At 28.5% G+C, this 23,006-nt stretch carries 24 protein-coding genes and 1 riboswitch; of the genes, 18 read left to right on the forward strand and 6 right to left on the reverse strand.

The genetic code is table 11. From position 1 onward, the window contains the following. Nucleotides 1-138 precede the first annotated feature (138 nt). The 5 genes from SOR60_RS03545 to SOR60_RS03565 form a co-directional block, all read right to left on the reverse strand. Nucleotides 139-1,368 (reverse strand): amidohydrolase family protein, encoded by a 1,230-nt coding sequence (locus SOR60_RS03545; protein WP_320595213.1) that lies wholly within the window; start codon nt 1,366-1,368, stop codon nt 139-141. 15 nt (nt 1,369-1,383) lie between these two features. Further along, on the reverse strand, nt 1,384-1,935 hold the full coding sequence (locus tag SOR60_RS03550; protein WP_320595214.1) for an HAD-IA family hydrolase: 552 nt from the start codon (nt 1,933-1,935) through the stop codon (nt 1,384-1,386). Next, nucleotides 1,913-2,053 carry a hypothetical protein gene (locus SOR60_RS03555; protein ID WP_154541388.1) on the reverse strand — a complete coding sequence of 47 codons (141 nt, stop codon included), beginning with the start codon at nt 2,051-2,053 and terminating at the stop codon, nt 1,913-1,915. The genes SOR60_RS03550 and SOR60_RS03555 overlap by 23 nt, the downstream gene beginning before the upstream one ends. Before the next feature lie 373 nt (nt 2,054-2,426). Beyond that, nucleotides 2,427-4,334 carry a heavy metal translocating P-type ATPase gene (locus tag SOR60_RS03560; protein WP_320595215.1) on the reverse strand — a complete coding sequence of 636 codons (1,908 nt, stop codon included), beginning with the start codon at nt 4,332-4,334 and terminating at the stop codon, nt 2,427-2,429. Nucleotides 4,335-4,346: 12 nt separating this feature from the next. Beyond that, nucleotides 4,347-4,565 (reverse strand): cation transporter, encoded by a 219-nt coding sequence (locus SOR60_RS03565; RefSeq protein WP_154541392.1) that lies wholly within the window; start codon nt 4,563-4,565, stop codon nt 4,347-4,349. Between the two features lie 149 nt (nt 4,566-4,714). Between SOR60_RS03565 and SOR60_RS03570 the strand changes: the two genes are divergently transcribed. From SOR60_RS03570 to rpsU, 13 genes are all read left to right on the forward strand, one after another. Beyond that, the gene (locus SOR60_RS03570; RefSeq protein WP_154541394.1) at nt 4,715-5,047 is read left to right on the forward strand and encodes an ArsR/SmtB family transcription factor; all 333 of its coding nucleotides are present in this window, start codon (nt 4,715-4,717) and stop codon (nt 5,045-5,047) included. 645 nt (nt 5,048-5,692) lie between these two features. Beyond that, entirely contained in the window at nt 5,693-6,535 is an 843-nt protein-coding gene (locus SOR60_RS03575) for an exodeoxyribonuclease III (RefSeq protein WP_176269364.1), read from the forward strand. Beyond that, entirely contained in the window at nt 6,522-6,905 is a 384-nt protein-coding gene (locus SOR60_RS03580; protein ID WP_320595216.1) for a hypothetical protein, read from the forward strand. Before SOR60_RS03575 ends, SOR60_RS03580 begins: the two co-directional genes overlap by 14 nt. A 91-nt stretch (nt 6,906-6,996) precedes the next feature. Then, nucleotides 6,997-9,093 carry a glycoside hydrolase family 3 protein gene (locus tag SOR60_RS03585; RefSeq protein ID WP_320595217.1) on the forward strand — a complete coding sequence of 699 codons (2,097 nt, stop codon included), beginning with the start codon at nt 6,997-6,999 and terminating at the stop codon, nt 9,091-9,093. Nucleotides 9,094-9,277: 184 nt separating this feature from the next. Then, on the forward strand, nt 9,278-10,180 hold the full coding sequence (locus tag SOR60_RS03590; RefSeq protein WP_320595218.1) for a diacylglycerol/lipid kinase family protein: 903 nt from the start codon (nt 9,278-9,280) through the stop codon (nt 10,178-10,180). 98 nt (nt 10,181-10,278) lie between these two features. Continuing rightward, complete coding sequence (locus SOR60_RS03595) at nt 10,279-11,475, forward strand: quaternary amine ABC transporter ATP-binding protein (RefSeq protein ID WP_320595219.1); 1,197 nt, start codon at nt 10,279-10,281, stop codon at nt 11,473-11,475. After that, complete coding sequence (locus SOR60_RS03600; RefSeq protein WP_320595220.1) at nt 11,465-12,316, forward strand: ABC transporter permease; 852 nt, start codon at nt 11,465-11,467, stop codon at nt 12,314-12,316. Before SOR60_RS03595 ends, SOR60_RS03600 begins: the two co-directional genes overlap by 11 nt. A gap of 8 nt (nt 12,317-12,324) precedes the next feature. Next, nucleotides 12,325-13,203, forward strand: coding sequence for a glycine betaine ABC transporter substrate-binding protein (locus SOR60_RS03605; protein ID WP_154541408.1), 879 nt, complete (start codon nt 12,325-12,327; stop codon nt 13,201-13,203). 203 nt (nt 13,204-13,406) lie between these two features. After that, nucleotides 13,407-14,234, forward strand: coding sequence for a C39 family peptidase (locus SOR60_RS03610; RefSeq protein WP_320595221.1), 828 nt, complete (start codon nt 13,407-13,409; stop codon nt 14,232-14,234). Nucleotides 14,235-14,242: 8 nt separating this feature from the next. Beyond that, nucleotides 14,243-15,520, forward strand: coding sequence for a ClC family H(+)/Cl(-) exchange transporter (locus SOR60_RS03615; RefSeq protein WP_320595222.1), 1,278 nt, complete (start codon nt 14,243-14,245; stop codon nt 15,518-15,520). A 292-nt stretch (nt 15,521-15,812) separates the two neighbouring features. Continuing rightward, on the forward strand, nt 15,813-17,177 hold the full coding sequence (brnQ, locus tag SOR60_RS03620) for a branched-chain amino acid transport system II carrier protein (RefSeq protein WP_176269358.1): 1,365 nt from the start codon (nt 15,813-15,815) through the stop codon (nt 17,175-17,177). 65 nt (nt 17,178-17,242) lie between these two features. Continuing rightward, complete coding sequence (locus SOR60_RS03625) at nt 17,243-17,584, forward strand: histidine triad nucleotide-binding protein (RefSeq protein WP_176269357.1); 342 nt, start codon at nt 17,243-17,245, stop codon at nt 17,582-17,584. A gap of 35 nt (nt 17,585-17,619) precedes the next feature. After that, a complete protein-coding gene (rpsU, locus tag SOR60_RS03630) occupies nt 17,620-17,799 on the forward strand; it encodes a 30S ribosomal protein S21 (RefSeq protein WP_154541418.1) in 180 nt (59 codons plus the stop codon). A 214-nt stretch (nt 17,800-18,013) separates the two neighbouring features. Here the strand turns inward: rpsU and SOR60_RS03635 are convergent, their stop codons facing one another. Further along, nucleotides 18,014-19,033 carry a lipid II:glycine glycyltransferase FemX gene (locus tag SOR60_RS03635; protein WP_176269356.1) on the reverse strand — a complete coding sequence of 340 codons (1,020 nt, stop codon included), beginning with the start codon at nt 19,031-19,033 and terminating at the stop codon, nt 18,014-18,016. Nucleotides 19,034-19,218: 185 nt separating this feature from the next. Further along, nucleotides 19,219-19,332: riboswitch (FMN riboswitch) on the forward strand. Between the two features lie 81 nt (nt 19,333-19,413). On the opposite strand from SOR60_RS03635, the gene ribD reads away from it, so the two are divergent. Genes ribD through SOR60_RS03660 form a run of 5 tightly spaced genes read left to right on the forward strand, consistent with a single transcriptional unit; the run spans nt 19,414 to nt 22,989 of the window. Beyond that, entirely contained in the window at nt 19,414-20,493 is a 1,080-nt protein-coding gene (gene ribD, locus SOR60_RS03640) for a bifunctional diaminohydroxyphosphoribosylaminopyrimidine deaminase/5-amino-6-(5-phosphoribosylamino)uracil reductase RibD (RefSeq protein ID WP_176269355.1), read from the forward strand. Then, entirely contained in the window at nt 20,474-21,091 is a 618-nt protein-coding gene (locus SOR60_RS03645) for a riboflavin synthase (RefSeq protein ID WP_320595223.1), read from the forward strand. The genes ribD and SOR60_RS03645 overlap by 20 nt, the downstream gene beginning before the upstream one ends. 5 nt (nt 21,092-21,096) lie before the next feature. Further along, nucleotides 21,097-22,326, forward strand: coding sequence for a GTP cyclohydrolase II (gene ribA, locus SOR60_RS03650; RefSeq protein WP_320595224.1), 1,230 nt, complete (start codon nt 21,097-21,099; stop codon nt 22,324-22,326). Next, nucleotides 22,313-22,771, forward strand: coding sequence for a 6,7-dimethyl-8-ribityllumazine synthase (gene ribH, locus SOR60_RS03655; protein ID WP_154541428.1), 459 nt, complete (start codon nt 22,313-22,315; stop codon nt 22,769-22,771). Before ribA ends, ribH begins: the two co-directional genes overlap by 14 nt. Beyond that, nucleotides 22,768-22,989: an HAD family hydrolase gene (locus tag SOR60_RS03660; RefSeq protein ID WP_229771236.1), complete on the forward strand. Its 222-nt coding sequence runs from the start codon at nt 22,768-22,770 to the stop codon at nt 22,987-22,989. The genes ribH and SOR60_RS03660 overlap by 4 nt, the downstream gene beginning before the upstream one ends. The last annotated feature ends 17 nt before the right edge of the window (nt 22,990-23,006 follow it).

Below are 23,006 nucleotides of genomic sequence, written 5' to 3' on the forward strand. Positions count from 1 at the left end.
AATATAGTGATATATTACAAGGATTTACATATAAATAAACAATAATTTCAATAATAAAAATATCAGCTCAACCTAATTCAGTAGAGCTGATATACAAAATATTTAGCTTTAAAATAATGATATTAACTAAAATCATTTTTATAAATCAAGTTTTATATCATATTTTGTTTCTCTTTTAAATAGATATTCACCATTTCTAATTGAAGCAATTACATTTACTCTTTTTCTTATTGCATCAAAAACATTATTCTCATCTAATACTATAAAGTTTGCAGGGTTACCAATCTTAAATCCATATTGGTCTAGCATCATGCATTTTGCTCCATTATAAGTTATTAAATCAAAGTCATTTTCAATTTCATTAGGACTCATTATTTGTGCAAGGTGTATTCCATTATCCAAAATATTCATCATATTCCCATTACCTAAAGGATACCATGGATCATTTATTGAGTCTTGAGCAAAGGCAATATTTATGCCTTCTTCTAAAAATTCTTTAACCCTAGTAAGTCCACGTCTTTTAGGATATGAATCTTGTCTTCCTTGAAGATATATATTTTCAGTAGGGCATGATATAAAATTCATTTTAGATCTTTTAAATAAATCGAACATCCTATAAGCATAAGAATTATCAGCTGAACCAAAAGAGCAAGTGTGAGAAGCAGTAGTCATCTCTCCTATACCTTCCATAAGAACAAGAGCATTTAGAAGTTCTAAAAATCTTGAATTGGGATCATCTGTCTCGTCACAGTGTACATCAATGAGCTTATTATATTTAATGGAAAGATTTACTATATCGTGTATAGATTTTTCTCCAAATTCTCTTGCTGGTTCAAAATGAGGAATACCTCCAACTACATCAGCACCCATTTTTAATGCTTCTTCTACTAAATCGCGTCCACCTTTATATGTATACATTCCTTCTTGAGGAAAGGCTATTATTTGAATATCAAGTTTATCCTTTAACTCTTCTTTTAAGTCGAGCATAACCTTAAGAGCAGTAAAGTTTGGGTCTGTCACATCAATGTGAGTTCTAATATATTGAACACCTTGACTTACTTCATCATAAATACCTTTTATAGCCCTTTCTCTTACTTCGCTAGCTTTTAGATTCTTCTTAAACTTTGGCCAAAGAGCTATTGCTTCAAACAATGTTCCACTTTTTGCTCCCAATCCTTCTGATAGGGAATAGACATAGTCAAGATGAAGATGAGGATCTACATATGGTGGAAGTACTAATTTGTTTTTCAAGTCTATAGTATTATCACAAACTCTTAGATTGTTTCCTATTTCTAGAAATTTTCCATCAGCAACAATTATTTCTTTTGCATTACTTTTATAGATGTTTGCATTAATAAATTTTTTCATTTATCCTCCTTGTAATTATAATATATTAAAAATATCATTTAGTTTATTAACTTCAAAAGTGAAAAATTTTTTGTTTGTCTTTAGATTGTTTTTGTTAAAGTAAATTGAATCAATTCCAAAATTAAAAGCACCTTTTATGTCAGATTGTAGGCTGTCTCCTAGCATAATTATATCTTGTTTATTAAGATTTAAATCATTTAAGATGTAGGTAAAAAATCTCTGATTAGGCTTTTCATAACCTATTTTATCTGATATGTAGAAACGAAAAAAAAATTCATCTAGTTTTGCAATTTTAAGTCTATTTTTTTGTATAGAAAAGATTCCATTACTTGTAGCACAAAGTAAATATTTTTGACTTAAATATTTTATAAGATTTCTAGCTCCATTAATTTCTATAGCAGTTTTTCCAAAATTATTCGAGAAATAATTCATAAAAATTTCTGGAGATTGATTTAAATTTAAGTGTTTTGTAATAAGTTCAGATCTTTTATATAAAACACTTTCTACATCTAAAAGCCCTTCTTTTTGAAGTTTCCGCAATTTATTATCTATACATAAAATACTCATAAAGAGATTTTTCAAACTTTACATTTAAGTCAATTAAAGAATTAGAAAATGCTTCAAATGAGCATCTTGAAAAATCAAAAATAGTATCATCTATATCAATTAGTATTACCATTTTCATATATTACCTTTCTATTTAATATAAATTATAAGAACTTTAACAAATACTGTCAAATAGTATGTATTTCTTTAGAAATTTAAGATTATACAAGAAGTAAGTTTAGTATAAGAAAAACAAAACTTTATTATAAATATAAAAATAAAACTTTTAAATTATTAATTAATCATTTTGTAGTTACTTTTCAAAAAGAATAATATATAGATAAATTGAGTGTAAAAATTAGAAACAATAGATTTTATTACATATGAAACTTATTATAGTATTGAGAAATTAAGAAAAAAGTATTATATATGTGTTTTAGCATTGTATCATTTCAAATTATTTTTAAATAACTTGAAATGATACAATGCCTAATTAATTCTAAACAACTACTTTATATATAATCTTTTGGATTTTCATGTTTCATATACATACATCTTATAGCATTTAATATCGCTATAATTGTAACACCTACATCAGCAAATATTGCGGCCCACATTGATGCAAAACCAAAAACACCAAGAATTAAGACTAGAACTTTAACACCAATCGAGAAATATATATTTTCTTTTACTATTCTTAAACATTTTTTTGATAAGCTAATAGCAGTTGATATCTTGAATGGATCGTCATCCATTAATATTACATCTGCTGCTTCTATGGCTGCATCTGATCCCATAGCACCCATAGCTATTCCAATATCAGAACGAGTAAGAACTGGTGCATCATTTATGCCATCTCCTACAAAAGCAATTTTTTTATTTTCATTTTTATTATTATTTAAAATCTCTTCAAGTTTACTTACCTTATCTTGTGGTAAAAGTTCTGCGTAATATTCATCTAAGTTAAGTTTTCTAGCTACATCTTTAGCGACTTCTTTGCTATCACCTGTAAGCATTATTGTCTTACTTATCTTATTTTTTTTAAGTGATTTTATGCTCGCTTTAGAATTTTCCTTTAAACTATCGCTTATTACAATATGTCCCTCATAAACTCCGTTAATAGCTATGTGAACAGTTGTCCCCACTTTTTCACATTCCTTCCATTTTATATTGAACTTATCCATCATTTTGGTATTTCCAACATATACTAAGTTACCATTAACTAAGGCCTTTATTCCACAGCCTGGAATTTCTGTAATATCTTTCACTTCACAGCCATCATTTTCATCAGGATAAGCCTTTCTCAATGAATCTGCTATAGGGTGATTTGAATATCTTTCAACATGACTTGCTATATGAAGAAGTTCTGTTTCACTTTTATATTCAGGATGGACACAACTTACATCAAAAGATCCTTGTGTTAGAGTTCCAGTTTTATCAAATACTACTTGGTCTGTTTTAGATAAAACTTCCATAAAGTTTGAACCTTTGATAAGTATACCCTCTTTACTAGCACCACCAATTCCTGCAAAAAAAGATAGAGGAATTGAAATAACTAAAGCGCAAGGGCAGGATATTATAAGAAAAGTTAGTGATCTATATATCCACTGTGACCATAAGGGATTATTACCTATTATAATTGAAAAAATAGGTGGTATGATTGCTAAGGCTAGAGCAAGATAAACTACTATAGGTGTATAAACCCTTGCAAATTTTGAAATAAAGTTTTCTGACTTAGACTTTCTACTTGAAGCTTCCTCAATAAGTTCTAAGACCTTAGTTGCAGTAGATTCTCCAAACTCCTTTTTAGTTTTTACTTTTATAAGACCTTGAAGATTAATAGAACCTGAAAATACCTTACTATTTACACCTATATCTATTGGCAGAGATTCCCCTGTTAAAGCCTTAGTATCTAATGATGAGTTTCCTTCAATAACCACTCCATCTATAGGGATTTTCTCTCCTGCTTTTACTATAATAGTTTTACCTATTTCAACATCATCCGGATCAACTTTTATAAGATTTCCATTTTCATCTTCAATATTTGCATATTCTGGTGCTATATCCATTAACTCAGCAATTGATTTTCTACTTTTATCAACTGCATATGATTGGAAAAATTCACCTATCTGATAAAATAGCATAACAGCAATGGCTTCAATATAATCGTAAGAGCCGCTATATATGGCAAGAATTATTGCTCCTATTGTAGCTATTGTCATGAGTAATGATTCGTCAAAGGCTTGTTTATTTTTAATTCCATTAAAGGCTTTGATTAATATGTCATATCCGACTATAAGATAAATTATCATATAGAGAGTAAACTTCAAAATTCCTTCCACAGGTATAAAATGAAGAATAATAAGAAGTAGGGCAGATATTATTATTCTTGTCAAAATTTTTCTTTGTTTACTATTCATAATTGCCTCTTATTATATGTATATCTCACAATCATTTTCTACCTTTTTGCAATTTTTAAGGACTTCTTTCATGACTTCATCCTTATCAACTCCATCTTCAAATTCAATTTTCATTTTAAGCATCATAAAGTTAATATTGCAGTCTTTTACACCTTCTGTTTTTTTACAAGCTTCTTCCATTTTATTTGCACATGCAGCACAGTCTACTTTAATTTTATATGTTTTTTTCATAATTTTCTCCTTTAAACTTGTTAAATAATATTTATTTTGTCTTTATAGGTTTATAGTACACTATTTATTTTACTTTGTCAACAATTAAACATATATTTAATTGTTTTTTTAAAAATTAAGGTAAAATTAATAAATAAAGGAGATATTAAATGAAATTACCACATGAACATGGATCATATAAAAATAAAGTTGACTTATTGGATGAAAATCAAGCAGAAAAAATATCCAAAGCTATGAAGCAGTTAGGAGATCCCAAAAGACTTCAAATATTTTGGTTTTTATGTCATAGAGAGGAATGTGTATTAAATATTGCAGCTATTATGGATATGTCATCTCCTGCTGTAAGTCATCATTTAAGAATTTTAAAACTTGCAAATCTTATTGAGTCTAAAAGAATGGGTAAGGAGATGTTTTATAAGGCTAAGGATAATAAATTAAGTAAATTTCTGCTAGAAACAACTAAAAATGCTATAAATTTATAAAACTGAATAAGTGAGGACCTTATTTTAACTAAGGTTTAATATCTATATTTAAAATTATCAAAGATATTGAGAAATGTTTTATACTTAATATTTAGTCCAATCAAATAGGATATTTTTCCTCACTTAACAACAAGAAATTATTTTTAGAATTAGGTATGGGTTTAAACAAAATAATCATAATACAGTTTTACCTAGATATGATTGTAATTAAAATAATATTTTAAAAATTCTTGTTCTGAACTTTAGCTTTGTGATAAAATAACAAAATTTTATTATAAAAAATATTTTTATTGAACCATTATAAGTTGATTTTGTTTTTCGAAAAATATTGAAGAATAATCAAATTTTGCTTAATTAAAATTTTTATTCTTCATATCCTATTATAGGTATTATTTTTATGTCTAATATAATCTTGTCTTTAATTTGTTTTTATACCATAAATTAGCAAAGAGTCTTAAAAAGAGAGTAATATAATTATTAAAATTAAGATAAATAATCATCATAAAAAAGATTTAGATTATTTCATATAAGATTTTAGAAAAATTTTCCTAAATTTATATATATTTACTTAAAGAATATTAAAAGTGGAATTTATTCCTAATATTTGATAAAATCTAAGTAAAATAAGATTAAAAAGGAGATTTAATGAAATTTATTTCGTGGAATATAGATTCACTTAATGCAGCCTTAATAAGTGATTCAAATAGGGCTATCTTGAGTAGGGATGTTTTAAAAAAAATTGCAAATGAAGAAGCAGATATAATTGCTATTCAAGAAACTAAGTTACCCAGAACAGGTCCAAGTAAAAAACATAAAGAATTATTAGAAAAATATTTTCCGGATTATAAATATGCATATATTACAAGCCAAGAACCAGCAAGAAAATCATATGCTGGCGTCTTAACTTTTTATAAAAATAATTATGAACCTATAGTTTCATATCCTAAACTGGAAGCACCAGATACTATGGATTTTGAAGCTAGAATTATTACATTAGAATTTGAAGACTTTTATATAACACAAGTTTATACTCCAAATGCTGGAAATAACCTAAATAGACTTGATCTAAGAGAAGTTTGGGATATAAAATATGCAAATTATTTAGAGCGTTTAGATAAAGAAAAACCTGTCATAGCTTGTGGAGATTTTAATGTAGCTCATAAAGAAATAGACCTAAAACATCCTGAAAATAATCATAAGTCTGCAGGTTTTACAGATGAAGAAAGAAATGGTTTTACAAATATATTAAATAAAGGGTTTGTAGATACATTTAGGTATATACATGGAGATGTAGAGGGGAAATATACATGGTGGGCTCAAAGAGTTAAGACAAGTAAAATAAATAATTCAGGTTGGAGAATAGATTATTTCTTAGTTTCAGAAAGGATAAAAGATTTGGTAGTAGAGTCGGATATGATAGATTCTGGAGATAGGCAAGATCATACACCTATATACCTTATTTTAGACACAAAAAATGGAAAAGTTTGAATTAAAAAATTTATGCGATAAGATTATAGAGAACATTGATTTTATGCTTAAAGAATATAAATCTTCTAAAAACTGGGGTATTTTTGATATGATCGGAGGAGGACTTATTGCATCTTTAGTTAAGCACAATAAAATTAATAAGGCTAATAGTATGTTTTCTAAACTAAATGAAGATTTGAAGCTCTTAAAAAGTGAAATAAAATATCTAGAGGATTTTAAGTTAGATGAAATTTCAAACTTGGATAAATTTTTGGATATAGGTTTTGATAATATTTTCTCTGATATATATATCCAGAACAAGATTAAATCTTCTATAGATAAATTAGAAGAGTTAAGGTGTACAATAGAGGAAATAAAAAATAATATTTAGGATAAACTGTTAAAGGAAATATTTTCTTTAACAGTTTTTTTATTTAAAAATCTATATTTGGGTATATTTAATTACAAAGAAGGAGGATTATATGAGCCAACCAAAACTAATAACAAAAGTCAAAAATATTATCAAAGAAGAAGGTCTAGAGTTTAAGGACCTAAATGACAATGGTAGACTTGATCCCTATGAAGATTGGAGACTAAGTCCAGAAGAAAGAGCAAAAGATTTAGTTAAGAGAATGACACTTGAAGAGAAGTGTGGAAATATGATGATTAAATCTCAAAAAATGGGCCTAAGTCAAGAAGATAAATCAAAAACAAGTCATGATGGTATCTTAGATGAAGAGGTTTTTTATGATCAAACTATATTTATAGGCCAAAAAAACTATGGTACAACAGGACACATTAAAGACCTTCATCTAAGACATTTTATACTTAGAGATAATTTCAATGAAGTTGAAATAGCTAAATGGGTCAATACAATTAATGAAGTATGTGAATCAACAAGATTAGGTATTCCTGCAATAATAGCATCAAACTCAAGAAATGAAAATGCTGAGAGAACATTTGGTATGAATGATGCAGTAGGTGTATTTACGACATATCCTTCAACTCTGGGTCTTGCTGCTATTGCTTTAGGAGATAAGGCAAACGGAGGAGATTATTCTATATTTTCTGAATTTGGAGAAATTGCTAGGGATGAATGGAGATACTCTGGTCTTAGAAAAGGTTATATGTATATGATTGATACTGCAACTGATCCAAGATGGCAAAGATTTTATGGTACATTTGGAGAAGATACAGACCTTATATCAAATGCTTGCAAGAGACTTTTAAATTCATTCCAAGGTGAAGATTTAGGAAAAGATAGCGTAGCTTTAACCATGAAACATTTCCCAGGAGGTGGGGCAAGAGAAAACGGTTTTGATCCTCACTATGAAGAGGGTAAATTCAATGTTTATAAAACAAAGGGTTCTTTAGAAAAATATCATCTTCCACCATTTAAGGTTGCATGTGAAGAAAAAGCATCATCAATAATGCCTTATTATTCTATACCTAGTCACGAAAAAAGTGCAGTTCAATATTTTGAAGGAAAAAGAATACCTTTTGAACCTGTCGGATTTGCTTTTAACGAATATTTTATTCAAAATATCTTAAGAGATAAGTTAGAATTCAAGGGATATATAAATTCTGATTCTGGTATTTTAGACAATATGGCTTGGGGAGTTCTTCATCTTCCAAAAGAAGAAAGAGCGGCCTTTGCCATAAATAACGGAGTAGATTTAATCTCTGATACTAACGAAGTTAAATGGATAATAAAAGCTTGTGAAGAAGGATTAATAAAAGAAGAAAGAATCAACGAGGCTAATGAAAGACTACTTACAGAAATGTTTAAACTGGGCTTATTTGATGATAAAACATATGTAGATGAAAATAAGGCAAAAGAAATTGTAGAAAACGAAGAAAACAAGAAAAAGGCCTATAGGGCTCATCAAAAATCTTTGGTATTACTTAAGAATTCTGAAAAAACACTTCCTATTAAGAGTGGTTCAAAAGTTTATATAGAATACCTACACAAGGAGCTTGATAAGGCAGAGGAATACAAAAAAGAGGCTATAGAAGATGCAAAAGGATTTGAAGAAATTAGCATAGTAGATAATCCTAATGAAGCAGATTATGCAATTTGTTTTATAACTCCTAAATCAGGTAATTATTTTTCTGCAACTCCAGGGCTTCTAGAACTTTCTTTATGTGAAGACAAAATAAATAAGTCTATGGATAATACTGAATATAAGGAAACTACAGTAGCAAACATCAAGAGAGTAAAAGAGCTTAGAGATATAATGAATAAGAATAATAAGAAATTGATAGTTAGTGTTAATTCAACTATGCCATGGTTGCTTGATTCTGTAGAGCCTTTATCTGATGCGTTATTATCACATTTTGAAACTTTTATAAAAGCACAATTAGATGTTTTAGTAGGAAGGGTAGAACCTTGCGGAAAACTTCCATTTACATTTCCTAAGTCAGAAGATGTTATAGCTGTTGATGAAAATGGAAGCTGCATATCACCAAATGATGTGCCAGGTTATGACAAGGACAAGTATATGCCTGATGGGCTAACTTATGCTTATGAAGATAGTGATGGAAATATATATAAACTAGGACATGGTTTAAGATATTAATTATAAAAGGGCGCTGTTGCAAAATTATGAATTTCCAAAGTTCAATCATTACAATTTACTCATAGACAATTTGAAAACAGCCTGCTGGCTTATGAAGGATAAATTGTCTTGAGGAGCTTGTAATGATTTTTGAACGATTAATTCATTCTGCAACAGCTCCTTTTTTAAATTCAAGGAGAAGAATATGAAAAAATGCTTATTAATTGAAAATCCTAATTCGGGTAAGCAAAATAATAATCAATATATTGATAGGATAATAGAAAAATTAGAAGAAGGATTTGATGAAGTTATCCATAAAAGGACAGAAAAAGAGGATGATGCTAAAAAATTTGCCATTAATGCATGTGAAAATAAATATGATTCTATATTTGTTGTTGGTGGTGATGGTACATTTAATGAGGCCGTTAATGGTATATCTATGATGGAATACAGACCAAAATTAGGACTTCTTCCAGGAGGAACTAACAATACCTATATGCAATTAATTGGAGGTTCGAATGAGCTAGATAAAGCAATTGAACAAGTTTCTTTCGAAAAAACTAAAAAAGTTGATATTGGGAAGTGTAATGATAAGTATTTTTCATATTATGTTTGCTTTGGAAAACTTATAGATGCCACTACCTCAACAAGTTCTGAAGAGAAAGAAAAATTAGGAAGTTTTGCTTACGTTAAAAATGTATTAAAAACCATACCAAATGATGAAAGTGTAAATATTGAAATAAAATCAGATTCTAAAACTTTTAAAACAAAGGCATCTTTACTTTATGTTATGACAATTAATAAAATTGGAAACTTAGAATTTTCTAAAGAAAACAGTGACATAAACGATGGACTTCTTATAGTTTTTATAATGACTGAAGAAGGATTGTTATCAAAAATTGATGCTGCAAAGGATATGTTATTTGGAAAGTTAGATGAAAATGATAATATAGAATCTTTTACTTGTAAAAAATTATCAATTAAAGAACTTGACGGCAAAGAAGTTGAACTTGATATGGATGGAGATATAAATGGTAAACTTCCATGTGATATTGAAATTTTAGAAAAACATATAGAAATATATCTGCCAAATACAAGTATTCAATAATATTAATATAAGATATATATCTTGAAATATTTAATTATATCAAGTATAACAAATTTTGTACTTTAAATTTGAGCAAATTAAAAATGTTAGGAGGTAATTTGTCAGAAAAAATAAGAGTTAGAGAATTAACAAAAATTTTTGGACAAAATCCCAAAAAAGCAATTCCTTTGCTAAAAGATGGTTTGTCTAAAAAAGAAATGTTAGATAAGACAGGACTTACTGTAGGTGTAAATAGGTGTTCTTTTGATGTAGAAGATGGGGAACTATTTGTAATAATGGGTCTTTCAGGTTCTGGAAAGTCAACACTCATTAGACTGATAAATAGAATGATTGAACCTACTTATGGTGATATATTTATAGATGATGAAAATATATCAGAACTTGATGAAGATGGCTTAAGAAAAGCAAGGCGTGAAAAAATGAGCATGGTTTTTCAAAACTTTGCCCTATTTCCTCACTATACAATCTTAGAAAATGCAGCATATGGTCTTTCTATAAAAAATGGAAAAAACAAGAATGTTAATAAAAAGGCCAAGGAAGCGTTAAAGCTTGTTGGTCTTGAAGGATATGAAGATCAATATCCTGACCAATTATCAGGGGGTATGCAACAAAGAGTTGGACTTGCAAGGGCACTAGCAACAGATACAGATGTTCTTATTATGGATGAAGCTTTTTCAGCACTTGACCCTCTTATAAGAAAAGAAATGCAAGATGAACTTGTTTATCTACAAAGTGAGATGAAAAAAACAGTCTTATTTATAACTCATGACTTAAATGAGGCTTTAAAAATAGGCGATAAAATTGCTGTAATGAAGGATGGTTCAATACTTCAAATCGATAGTCCTGAACAACTTCTATCAAATCCTAAAAATGATTTTATTAGAGAGTTTGTTCAAGATGTTGATAGAACAAAAGTTCTTACTGCATCAAATATTATGATTAGACCAGATACTATTAATATTAATAGACATGGGCCAAAAGCAGCTCTTTCAAAAATGCTAAGAAGTGGAAATTCAAGTATTTTTGTTGTAAATAATAAAAGAGAACTTCTAGGTTATGTACTTGCAGAAGATGCATCAAATGCTTATGCAAATGGTCAAAAAAGTCTTGATTGTATAATAAAAAAAGACATGATGACTATTGACATGGATTACCCATTAGAAGATATAGTAGCAGATATCCAAGATGCTAAGATACCAATATCTGTTATAGATGGGAAAGTTCTTAAAGGAATTATAATTAAAGGGACAGTACTTGCGGCTTTATCAAAAGATGAGGTGAGAAATGATGAATAATATACCAACATTACCCTTAGTTGATTGGATAGATAAGCTTGTTAATTGGTTAAGAATTAATGTTTCTTTTGTTTTCAATCCAATTAGAGATTTTATAAATTTTATTGTCGAACTTTTTATTAGGGTATTTAACATATTTCCACCACTAGTATTTATTTTATTAATTATTGTATTAGCCTTTTTTTTAACTAAGAAGGTTAAAGGAGTTACTATCTTTGCACCTATTTCACTTACCCTAATATGGAATTTGGGATATTGGGAAGATATGATAATTACATTATCTATTGTAATAACATCAGCCTTAATTGCAATAATAATAGGTATACCTTTAGGTATTCTTGTATCAAAGTCAAAAGTTGCAGAAAAAATTATTATGCCACTTCTTGATTTTATGCAGACAATGCCAGCTTTTGTATACCTTATACCAGCTGTATCATTTTTTGGTATAGGCATGGCTCCTGGAGTTATATCTTCAGTAATTTTTGCTATGCCTCCAGCTGTTAGGATGACTAATTTAGGTATTAGAGAAGTGCCAAATGATTTGGTAGAGGCAGCTGATTCTTTTGGATCAACTCCTAGGCAAAAATTATTTGAGTTAGAATTACCAATGGCAAAGCCATCAATTATGGCTGGAATTAATCAAACACTTATGCTAACCTTATCTATGGTAGTAGTTGCATCAATGATAGGCGCACCAGGACTTGGAAATGTAATTTATACTTCGGTTTCAAGAAATGATGTTGGTGTAGGTTTCGCATCAGGTATAGCTGTAGTAATACTTGCTGTAATACTTGATAGACTTACTCAAGCTTTTAGTAAAAAGAATAATAGGTTAAAGTAGGTTATAATATGCACATTAAAAAAATATTTTCAACCTTAGCTATTATAATTATTCTTACAGGATGCAGTGATACTAATAAAGATGGTGAAAAAGTAAATTTTGATTATGCACCTAATGAATATATTATCGGCATAGAACCTGGTTCAGGTACTATGCAAGCAGCAAAAAGAGCCATGGATGATTATGGACTCCATCAAACACTTACTACGGGTTCATCTGCTGTAATGACTCAAATGTTAGGAGATGCCATAAGAAAAAAAGCTCCTATTGTAGTTACTGGATGGACTCCTCACTGGAAATTTGCAAAATATGACCTAAAATTTCTTAATGATCCAAAGGAATCATTTGGAAAGCCAGAAGAAATTCATACACTTGCAAGAAAAGATTTAAAAAAAGATAAGCCAAATGCCTATAAACTTCTTGATAATTTTGAATGGACGGTAGATGATATGCAAGAAGTTTTAATAGATTTAAATGATGGCATGGATATAAAAGAGGCATCTAGAAAATGGGTAAATAATAACCATGATAGGGTCCAAAAGATGTATGAAGGAGTAAAGGTATCTAATGGAGAGCTTATAAATCTTGCTCATGCAACATGGGATAGTGAACTTGCGTCTGCAAATGTATTAAAGTATATACTTGAAGATTATGGTTTTGAGGTAAGAATGATGGCTGTTGAGATAGGACCTTTATTTGCGGCGATTGCTTATGGGTCTGCAGATGTTACACCTTCAGCTTGGCTTCCACAAACACATAAAAATTATATGGATAAGTATGGAGATTTGATAGATGATTTAGGATCAAATTTAGTGAATGCTAGGATTGGTTTTGTAGTACCAGCTTATATTGATATAGATTCAATAGAAGAGTTAAAAGATTTTTAATGTTTTAAAGGGGTTGTTGCAAAATTATGAATTTCTAATGTTTTATCATTACAAGTTACTCATAGATAATTTGAGAATATCCTGCTGACTTATGGAAGCCAAATTGTTGTGGAGGAACTTGTAATGATTTTGGAACAATTAATTCATTTTGCAACAACCCTTTTTATATCTTTTTTCTATGATATAATAGTTTTGGTGATTATATGAAAACAAAATTTAATTTATTGATAATAATATTTTTATTTATCTTTTCATCCTGTTCATTTAAAAGTGATGATTCAAATATAAGCATCTTTGAAAAAGTTACTTATTTTTTTGAAGATATGGAATCTATCTTTAGGAAAAAGAAGACTGATGATAGAGATATCTTATATAAAAATATAGAGAAAAACAAAGATAAGAATGATAAAATAAACTGGATTTATAATAACTTTGATAATCTTAGTGAAACAGATATAAATCTAGTTGGGAATGACTTGGACTTAAGTGAATTTGTGTATAATTATAACAACGGAATATATGATTTTGAAAATCATGATGGTGAATCTGTATCATTTAATAGGTTAACCCCATATTATATACAGTGGGACAATAGATGGGCATATAATAGGCTAGGTTCTAGTGTAATAGGTTATGCTGGTTGTGGTCCAACATCTATATCCATGATTTTGAATAGGCTAAATCCGAATTTAGATTTAAATCCAGCCATATTATCTTCAGATGCAGAAAATTATATGACAGATAATGGTATAGACTGGTCATTTTTTACTTTTGCCGCTAATAAATATGGTTTTAATATAAAAACTATAGATCTTGATGAAGATAAGATGATTGAAATATTAAAGCAATATCCACTTTTAATATCAGTAAATAAGGGTTATTTTACTTTAAGTGGTCATATATTAGTCATTGATTCTTATAAAAATGGTAAGTTTATAGTAAATGATCCAAATTCCATAAAAAATTCTGAAAAAGCTTGGACTTTTAATCAGTTAAAAGATGAAATTGCAAATATATGGTTATTATATTAGGAGAAATGATGGAAGAAAAAATATCGTACAAATTAATATTTATATCAATTATTATAGGGTTTATTTCAGGTCTAGTAGTGTCTTTATTTAGAATAGTTATCCCAAAACTAATTTATTTGATTGCCATACTTATAGAATTTGGACAAAAAGGTTTATTAGAATCTTTAATCTTTATAGCTATGTTTTTGTTAATTGGCTATATAGTGGCAATATGTGTTGATAAGGAACCTATGATAGGAGGCTCTGGTATTCCACAAATATCTGGAAAGCTTAATAAGAAATTATCTTATAATCCCCTAACTTGTTTAATATATAAATTAATTGGTGGAACATTATCAATTGGTTCAGGTTTAAGTCTTGGAAGAGAAGGTCCATCTGTTCAAATAGCAGGTTCTATCGGTGAAATAATTTCCGATATATTTAAACTTTCTCAAAATGATAAGGATATAATGATTGTAGCATCATCGTCTTCAGGAATTACATCTGCATTTACTGCACCCATATCAGCCATTGCTTTTTCCATAGAAGAACTTATGAAAAAAAGTAAAAGAATAGGCTTTATATATATTACTTTGACTGTGATTTCAGCAAGTCTTGTTACTAGTTTTCTTATTGGCAATAGTCCAGTAATAAAAATAAATAATTCATTGGATTTATCAAGTAAGTATTGGCCATATCTTTTATTTTTAGCTATTCTTGTAGGCTTATCATCTTTGATATTTAATAAGGGAATATTATATGGAAAATATCTATATAATAAATTAACCATTAGTCAAAAAATAAAATATATAATTCCTTTTTTTATTACATCTATAGTCTTACTTTTAGATAAGAGAATGTTAGGCTCAGGAGAAAATTTTATTGGACTTGCTCAAAATGGAAATGAAGATATAAAAGTACTGATATATTTTTATGTAGTTAAGCTTTTATTATTATTTGTAGCTTTTTGTTCTGGTATACCAGGAGGGATTTTTTTTCCACTCTTAGCATTGGGAGCTTTAGTTGGAAATATTTATGGTTCTATACTTTTTAAAATGGGGTTTGTAGGAGAAAATGAAATAATTATATTTTCAATGCTCTCTATGGCTGCACACTTTGGCTCTATTGTTAGGGCACCTTTAACAGGAATCTTTCTCATATTGGAGATGACAGGTGGTAAGATAGATTTTCTATTACCTATAGTTATAGTTACCCTTATGGCGTATATAGTTTCAGAACTTACAAAAAATGAACCTATATATGAATCACTATTAGATATAATAATAAAAAGAAAGATGCTTAGTTGAAATTATTAGGCATCTTTTCTATTTGAATGACATATAATGATATATCAAAATTTAAGTTTAAATCAACAATAATATTTAAGTTTGTCTTTTATTAAGTAAAATTAAAATTTATTGATAGTTAAACTACCTTTTTATATCTATAAAAATATGCAAAATAATTATAAGTTCTTATAAAAGCTATTTACTAAATTCACCTTTAATAAAACTTTATAATATGTTATAATTTTAATATTAAATATATATGTATAATTTTCATAATAATTATATAAATATAAATATTTAGAGGAGTATAATGAAAAAGAAATTAAATTTTAGCCAAACTCTCTTGATTGGATCTTTACTTTTTGGTCTATATTTTGGAGCAGGAAATCTTATATTTCCTATCGAGATAGGACAAAATTCGGGTTCTAACTTATATTTAGTTACACTTGGATTTATAATAAGCGGTGTAGGAATTCCTTTGTTAGGAGTTGTTGCTAGCGCCATATCAAAAAGCGATTCTTTATTTGAAATGGGGCAAACTGCGGGTAATAAATTTGCCTATGTTTTTACATCAGCTCTTTATTTAACAATAGGTCCATTTTTTGCAATTCCTAGAACTTCAACAGTAGCTTTTGAAGTTGGTATAGCATCATCTGTAGCTGAAGAAAAAATAAGAATGTATTTACTCATATTTTCATTAATATTTTTTGCAATAGTACTTATTTTTTCTTTAAAACCTGGAAAGGTTATGGATAATATAGGAAAAATATTAACACCAGCTTTTTTGGTATTACTTTCTATATTGGTTATATTTGCTATAGTTAAGCCTATGGGTGAATTAGGAACAAATAAGCCAATTGATACATATCAAGATAATCCTTTATTAAAAGGAATATTAGATGGATATAATACAATGGATGCATTAGCATCATTAGCTTTTGCCATAATAATTATATCTAGCATTAGAAAATTGGGAGTTAATAATCCTAATAGAATTGCTATTGAAACTCTTAAAAGTGGTGTGATTTGCTTGATAGCCATGAGCTTGGTCTATGTATCACTTTCATTTATGGCATCTTCATCAGTTGCCATAATGGATTTAGGAAATAATGGTGGAAGAATTTTATCGAAAATTTCAAAACATTATTTAGGAGATCTTGGAAAGTATCTGCTAGCAGCCATGGTAATTATAGCTTGTATAAAAACTGCTATAGGTTTAATAATATCATGTTCTGAGATGTTTGTAGAAATGTATCCAAATTCTCTGTCTTATAAAACTTATGCAATATTATTTACAGTAGTATCATTTTTAATAGCAAATTTAGGACTTGCAAATATAATTAGTTTATCCATACCAGTTTTAATGTACCTATATCCTTTGGCTATAGTACTTATTGTATTATCGTTGATGACTCCAATCATAGGTAAAAATAAAAAAATATTTAAAACTACAATACTTTTTACGGCTGTTTTTTCTATATTTGACTTTTTAAAGGCTCTTCCAAAGCCAATATCAGGTTCAAATATAGTTAGAAACATTTTATCTTTTATTGATGGAATCTTACCTGGATTTAGTATAGGATTTGGTTGGCTAGTACCTGCTATTATTGGATTTATTGTAGGAATTATTTTACTAAGATTAAATAGAGAAAATATTAGAAGTAATAATATGTAGAAATTATAAAAAAATTTTACCTTTTAATAAAAATATGATATTATATTTATTAATGGGGGTGAAGTATGGACTGTGTATTTTGTAAGATTGCTGATGGTCAAATTCCATCAGATATAATCTACGAGGATGAAAAAGTAATTGCATTTAATGATCAAGATCCACAGGCACCTATCCATTTTCTTGTTATACCAAAAAAACACATTGAAAGTTTGGCTAAGCTTGAAGACGAAGATAAAGATTTGATATCATATATCTTCATGGTTATAAAAAAAATAACTGAAGATTTAAACTTAGCAGAAGATGGCTATAGAATAGTCAATAACACAGGAGTTGATGGGGGACAAACAGTTAAACACATGCATTTTCATGTACTAGCTCAAAGATCCCTACAATGGCCACCAGGCTGATAATTAAAATGTGTTCTACGAGAGGGGGGATAGAGATGACAGAGATCAGAGTTGGAGAAAATGAATCAATTGACAGTGCAATTAAAAGATTCAAAAGACAATGCGCAAGATCCGGTGTTCTTACAGAATATAGAAAAAGAGAACACTACGAAAAGCCAAGCCTCAAGAGAAAAAAGAAATCTGAGGCTGCAAAAAGAAAAAAAAGAAAAAAATAGTAATTTAAGACCCATATGGGTCTTTTTTTATTATTAATTAAGAAATATAAAAAATGGAGCTATTACAGAAAATTATGAATTTCTAACGTTGAATCATTACAAGTAATTCATAGACAATTTGAGAATAGCCTGCATTTCAGGGAGGCCAAATTGTCGAGGAGGAGCTTGTAATGATTTTGGAACGAATAATTCATTCTGCAATAGCCCCATATTTTTAGTTATTAAGTCTTGGATCGAAATTAGTTTTTTCTTTGCCTTCTATAAATTTGTTATAACAATTCTTGTCTATAATACAGTCAATATTGCCAATCCATTTTACTATATTATTGTTAGTTAGTTTTCTTTTGAAGTTATATAAACCATCACTTATATCTAGAGATTTTACTCCACCTAAATCATAATATCTTATATTATTTTCACAGCAGTATCTAATTTCTTCAGCATCTAGAAAATATGATTGACCAAGATCTTCTTTTAAATTATCAGCTCCATATAGTGCTATCGAATAATTTCTAAAAGTAATAAGGAAAGAACATGATAAGAATTCACCTTTATATTTTACGAAACTTATTCTAGAATTATCTTTAAATGCATCATAGAGCTTATAATAATAATCTTTTGGTCTATGATTTATTCCCTTTCTTTCACTCATTTCCTTTGTAATATTATAAAATATTTCTATATCTTCTCTATTTCCAATATAAAGTTCAAAACCTTGTCTATAAGATTTTCTAACCTGTTTTCTTCCGTTTTTTGAATAAGATTGAATAACATCTTCAAAGTTTCTTCCATCTATATCAAGCATCATAGAATAAGGAAATTGTATATAAGTATACATTTCATAAGAAAATTTTATTCCATTGTCTTCATATTTTTCGACAAGTTCCTTACTAAATTCATAGTTAGGATCAAACTTTACTAAAAAACCATCATTATTACTTGCAAAATCTCTTATTTCATCAATAATTTCTTTTGTTGTATTAATATCATTTAGGTCACAAACAGGACCTCTAGGACAGTAAAACAATTTCTTATCTGCTTTATTATTATAAATAGATAATACTTGAGCTGCAGCTTTGATTTCACCGTTTTTTTCTATATAGAAACAATTGCTATCCCAAGAATCTTTAACATCAGCCCAAGCAAAGTCTTGGAAGATGCTGGTTCTAGGATGTTTATATAGAAATTTTTTATATTTTTTTACTTGTTTATCATTGTTTAAATCGAGCTTCATAAGTCCTCCGATTAATTATATTCTTTAATATCATATCAAATGTTCAATTAAATTTCAATTTTGTTCTATGGATATGAAAAAATATACTATATCATATATATGCTCAGAATCAAAACTTTATAGTTTTTATGATAACGTTGACAAGTTATAAAAATGTATTATAATAGAGGTGTAAATAAAATAACACAATTCTTCAGGGCGGGGTGTAAGTCCCCACCGGCGGTAAAGTCCGCGAGCTTTTTGCTGAATAGGTGAAATTCCTATACCGACAGTTATAGTCTGGATGGTAGAAGATTACAATATGTTTTTATTTTGAAATCTAATTTTAAGGTCCCTGAAAAGGGATCTTTTTTATTGCCTAGAATTGTGGAGGAGGCAAAATGAATGATAAATATTATATGAAAAAATGTTTTGATTTAGCTTTAAAAGCAAAAGGAAGAGTATTGAGAAATCCATTAGTAGGAGCGGTTTTAATTAAAGATGGAAAAATCATATCAGAAGGCTACCATCATGGCTACGGTATGATACATGCTGAGGTAGATTGTTTTAATAATCTAAAAGAAGATCCTAAAGGTGCAAGTCTTTATGTAAATCTTGAACCATGTTCTCACTATGGAAAGCAAGGACCATGTACAAAAGAGATTATAAAAAGAGGTATAAAAAAAGTTGTTATTTCAAACCTTGATACAAATCCTAAGGTTTCAGGAATAAAAGAACTTCTAGATAATGGTATAGATGTTGTAACTGGAATTTTAGAAGATGAGGGTCTTAAATTAAATGAAAAGTTTTTCTTTAATATTAAATATAATAGACCTCTTATAGCTTTAAAATATGCTCAAACTCTTGATGGAAAGATCTCATCAAACACAGGAGATTCTAAATGGATTAGCAATAAGTTTTCAAGAGAATATGTCCACAAACTTAGAAATGATTATGATGCAATTATTGTAGGTAAGGAAACTATTTTAAAAGATAATCCTTCGCTTAATTCAAGAATTGACGGAGGAATTGATCCTGTAAGAGTTATTCTTGATTCTAATTTAAGTATTGAAAAAAAAATCAAAGATTTTAAAATATTTGATTTAGAAAGTGATAAAAAAACATTTATAGCAACTTGTAAATATTCAACAAATAAGAATTTAAATATTATTAGGTGTGAATCAAAAAATAATAGGATAGATTTAAACGATCTTGTTAATAAATTATATGCGATGAATTTAGGATCAATTTTGGTAGAGGGAGGTTCTACTATAAATTATAGTTTCTTAAAAGAAAATCTTGTAGATAGGATTTATGAATTTATTTCTCCAATAATTATTGCAGGAGACAGATCTAAATCTGCTTTTAGTGGTAGGGGAGTAGATAATATTAAGTATGGATATAAGTTTGAGATTGAAGATATTAAAAGATTTGATACGGATATAATGATTGGGGCAAAAAATGTTTACTGGAATATCTGAAGAATTAGGTAAGGTAATATCTTTTAAAAACATGGGAAGACATGTTGAAATCGAAATAGAATGTGAAAAAGTTTTAGAGAATACAAAAATTGGTGATTCTATAATGACTGATGGTGTGTGTCTTACAGTTAAAGAAATTAACGATAACTCCTATAAAGCTGACATAATGGAGGAAAGTTTAAAAATGACAAAGTTTGATATCTCAATTCTAAACAAAAAAGTTAATTTAGAAAGGGCTATGAGACTTTCAGATAGGCTGGATGGCCATATAGTCCAAGGTCATGTAGATGGAGTAGGAAAAATCAAAAAAATTGTAGAGAATGTATTTACTATAGAATGTAATGATTATATCCAAAATCTTGTAGTAAAAAAAGGTTCGATTTCTCTTGATGGAATATCCTTAACAGTATCTGGCGATAATTTCAATAATTTTTCAGTATCATTAATACCTGAAACTTTTTATAAGACCAATTTTAAATATAAGAAAGCTGGAGACAAAATTAATATAGAAACTGACATAATTCAAAGATTTATACAAAAATCTATTACAAAAAAAGAAAGGTTGGATAAAAACTTTTTATTAGAAAATGGTTTTTAAAGAAGATGGAAGAAATAATTAAAGCATTAAAAAATAATGAAATAATAATAGTAACGGATGATGAAGACAGGGAAAATGAAGCTGATATGATTTGTGCAGGCGAAAATGTCACAGGAGAGATGGTAAATATTATGGCAAAGTATGCAAGAGGATTAATTTGTACTCCCATATCATCATCAATTGCTAAAAAACTAAACTTAAATGTGATGGTAGAAAATAATACTGATAATCATGAAACTGCCTTTACAGTATCAGTTGATCATGTAGATACTACTACAGGTATATCAGCTTTTGAAAGAGCGTATACAATTAGAGCCTTGGCAGATAAAGAGTCAAAAACAGGTGATTTTAGAAGACCAGGCCATGTATTTCCGCTAATTGCAAGAGATGGTGGAGTCTTAGTTAGGGATGGCCATACAGAAGCTACAGTAGACTTAATGAAGATTGCAAATCTTAGAGAAATTGGTTTATGTTGTGAAATAATGGCAGAGGATGGGAATATGTTAAAGGGTAAGGATGTAGTAAAGCTTGCCGAAAAATTAAATATTAGGATGACAAGTGTTGAAGCTATAAAAAATTATATAAAAGAAAATGAGATTGATTTAAGGAAAAAAGAAGAATTTCCTTTAGAAAAAACTAAGATTATAAGTCTTCCAACAGAATATGGAGATTTTAAGGCTATATCTTTTCTAGATAAAGGTGAGAATAAAGAACATTTAGCCTTAATTAAAGGAGACATAAGTACAAATAATGTCCTAACTAGAATCCATTCAGAATGTCTTACAGGAGATGTTTTTGCTTCAAATAGATGTGATTGTGGAAAACAACTTCATAAGGCTATGGAAATGATAGATAAAAATAAGAGCGGAATAATCATATATCTTAGACAAGAAGGCAGAGGTATTGGTTTATTTAACAAAATTAAGGCTTACCATTTGCAAGAAAATGGATTTGATACAGTAGATGCTAATGTAGAGTTAGGTTTTTCGCCAGATTTAAGAGACTATAAAATAGCGAGTCGAATTTTAAATGAGTTGGGTGTAAAATCTATAAACTTATTGACTAATAATCCAGATAAGATTAAGCAAGTTGAAAAGTATGGAATAAGAGTTAATAAAAGAATTCCTATTGAAATTCTTTCAAATCATGTAGATAGAGCATATTTAAAAACAAAAGTTGTAAGAATGGGGCATGAATTATTAGAATTTAAAGGAGAAGTAAATGAAAGAGTTTAGTGCAAATTTAATATCAAGTGGAAAAAAATATGCAATTATAGTAGCAAGATTTAATCACTTTATTACTGATAGGCTTGTAGAAGGATGCGTTGATAGTCTTAAAAGACATGATGTAAAAGATGAGGAAGTTGAACTTATAAAGGTTCCAGGCGCATTTGAAATTCCTCTTGTTGCAAAACTTCTGACAAAAAAAGATTATGATGCTATCATATGTTTAGCAGCAGTGATAAGAGGAGAAACACCACACTTTGATTATGTATGTAGTGAAGTTTCTAAGGGAATTGCAAATGTATCCTTAGAATCTAGTAAGCCAGTTATATTTGGTATAGTTACTGCAGATACTATAGAGCAAGCTATTCAAAGAGCAGGAGTTAAGGCTGGAAACAAGGGAAGTGAAGCTGCAATATCTGCAATAGAGATGGCAAATTTAGTAAGTCTTATATGATTTTAGTATTTGACTTTGATGGAACCCTTCATCAAAGTGATGAGATTTACAAAAGAGCTTTTTATAAGACTTTAAATGATAACAATATAAAAAGTCCTTCTTTAAATCCGTTATTATATTTAGGTGATCCTCCACGAAAAATATGGGATGAATTTTTAGATAATTCTTATGATAAAGAAAAGCTTATGAAAGAAACTGGAAATAATAGATTAGCTTAATGCCTAAGTATGGTAAG

It is taken from the genome of Anaerococcus porci (genome assembly GCF_034090325.1).
Classification (GTDB): domain Bacteria; phylum Bacillota; class Clostridia; order Tissierellales; family Peptoniphilaceae; genus Anaerococcus; species Anaerococcus porci.

Coding starts and splice junctions, on each gene's coding strand:
- SOR60_RS03545 (WP_320595213.1), bottom strand. CDS start 1,368: ATGAAAAAATTTATTAATGCAAACATCTATAAAAGTAATGCAAAAGAA.
- SOR60_RS03550 (WP_320595214.1), bottom strand. CDS start 1,935: ATGAGTATTTTATGTATAGATAATAAATTGCGGAAACTTCAAAAAGAA.
- SOR60_RS03555 (WP_154541388.1), bottom strand. CDS start 2,053: ATGAAAATGGTAATACTAATTGATATAGATGATACTATTTTTGATTTT.
- SOR60_RS03560 (WP_320595215.1), bottom strand. CDS start 4,334: ATGAATAGTAAACAAAGAAAAATTTTGACAAGAATAATAATATCTGCC.
- SOR60_RS03565 (WP_154541392.1), bottom strand. CDS start 4,565: ATGAAAAAAACATATAAAATTAAAGTAGACTGTGCTGCATGTGCAAAT.
- SOR60_RS03570 (WP_154541394.1), top strand. CDS start 4,715: ATGAAATTACCACATGAACATGGATCATATAAAAATAAAGTTGACTTA.
- SOR60_RS03575 (WP_176269364.1), top strand. CDS start 5,693: ATGAAATTTATTTCGTGGAATATAGATTCACTTAATGCAGCCTTAATA.
- SOR60_RS03580 (WP_320595216.1), top strand. CDS start 6,522: ATGGAAAAGTTTGAATTAAAAAATTTATGCGATAAGATTATAGAGAAC.
- SOR60_RS03585 (WP_320595217.1), top strand. CDS start 6,997: ATGAGCCAACCAAAACTAATAACAAAAGTCAAAAATATTATCAAAGAA.
- SOR60_RS03590 (WP_320595218.1), top strand. CDS start 9,278: ATGAAAAAATGCTTATTAATTGAAAATCCTAATTCGGGTAAGCAAAAT.
- SOR60_RS03600 (WP_320595220.1), top strand. CDS start 11,465: ATGATGAATAATATACCAACATTACCCTTAGTTGATTGGATAGATAAG.
- SOR60_RS03605 (WP_154541408.1), top strand. CDS start 12,325: ATGCACATTAAAAAAATATTTTCAACCTTAGCTATTATAATTATTCTT.
- SOR60_RS03610 (WP_320595221.1), top strand. CDS start 13,407: ATGAAAACAAAATTTAATTTATTGATAATAATATTTTTATTTATCTTT.
- SOR60_RS03615 (WP_320595222.1), top strand. CDS start 14,243: ATGGAAGAAAAAATATCGTACAAATTAATATTTATATCAATTATTATA.
- brnQ (WP_176269358.1), top strand. CDS start 15,813: ATGAAAAAGAAATTAAATTTTAGCCAAACTCTCTTGATTGGATCTTTA.
- SOR60_RS03625 (WP_176269357.1), top strand. CDS start 17,243: ATGGACTGTGTATTTTGTAAGATTGCTGATGGTCAAATTCCATCAGAT.
- rpsU (WP_154541418.1), top strand. CDS start 17,620: ATGACAGAGATCAGAGTTGGAGAAAATGAATCAATTGACAGTGCAATT.
- SOR60_RS03635 (WP_176269356.1), bottom strand. CDS start 19,033: ATGAAGCTCGATTTAAACAATGATAAACAAGTAAAAAAATATAAAAAA.
- ribD (WP_176269355.1), top strand. CDS start 19,414: ATGAATGATAAATATTATATGAAAAAATGTTTTGATTTAGCTTTAAAA.
- SOR60_RS03645 (WP_320595223.1), top strand. CDS start 20,474: ATGTTTACTGGAATATCTGAAGAATTAGGTAAGGTAATATCTTTTAAA.
- ribA (WP_320595224.1), top strand. CDS start 21,097: ATGGAAGAAATAATTAAAGCATTAAAAAATAATGAAATAATAATAGTA.
- ribH (WP_154541428.1), top strand. CDS start 22,313: ATGAAAGAGTTTAGTGCAAATTTAATATCAAGTGGAAAAAAATATGCA.
- SOR60_RS03660 (WP_229771236.1), top strand. CDS start 22,768: ATGATTTTAGTATTTGACTTTGATGGAACCCTTCATCAAAGTGATGAG.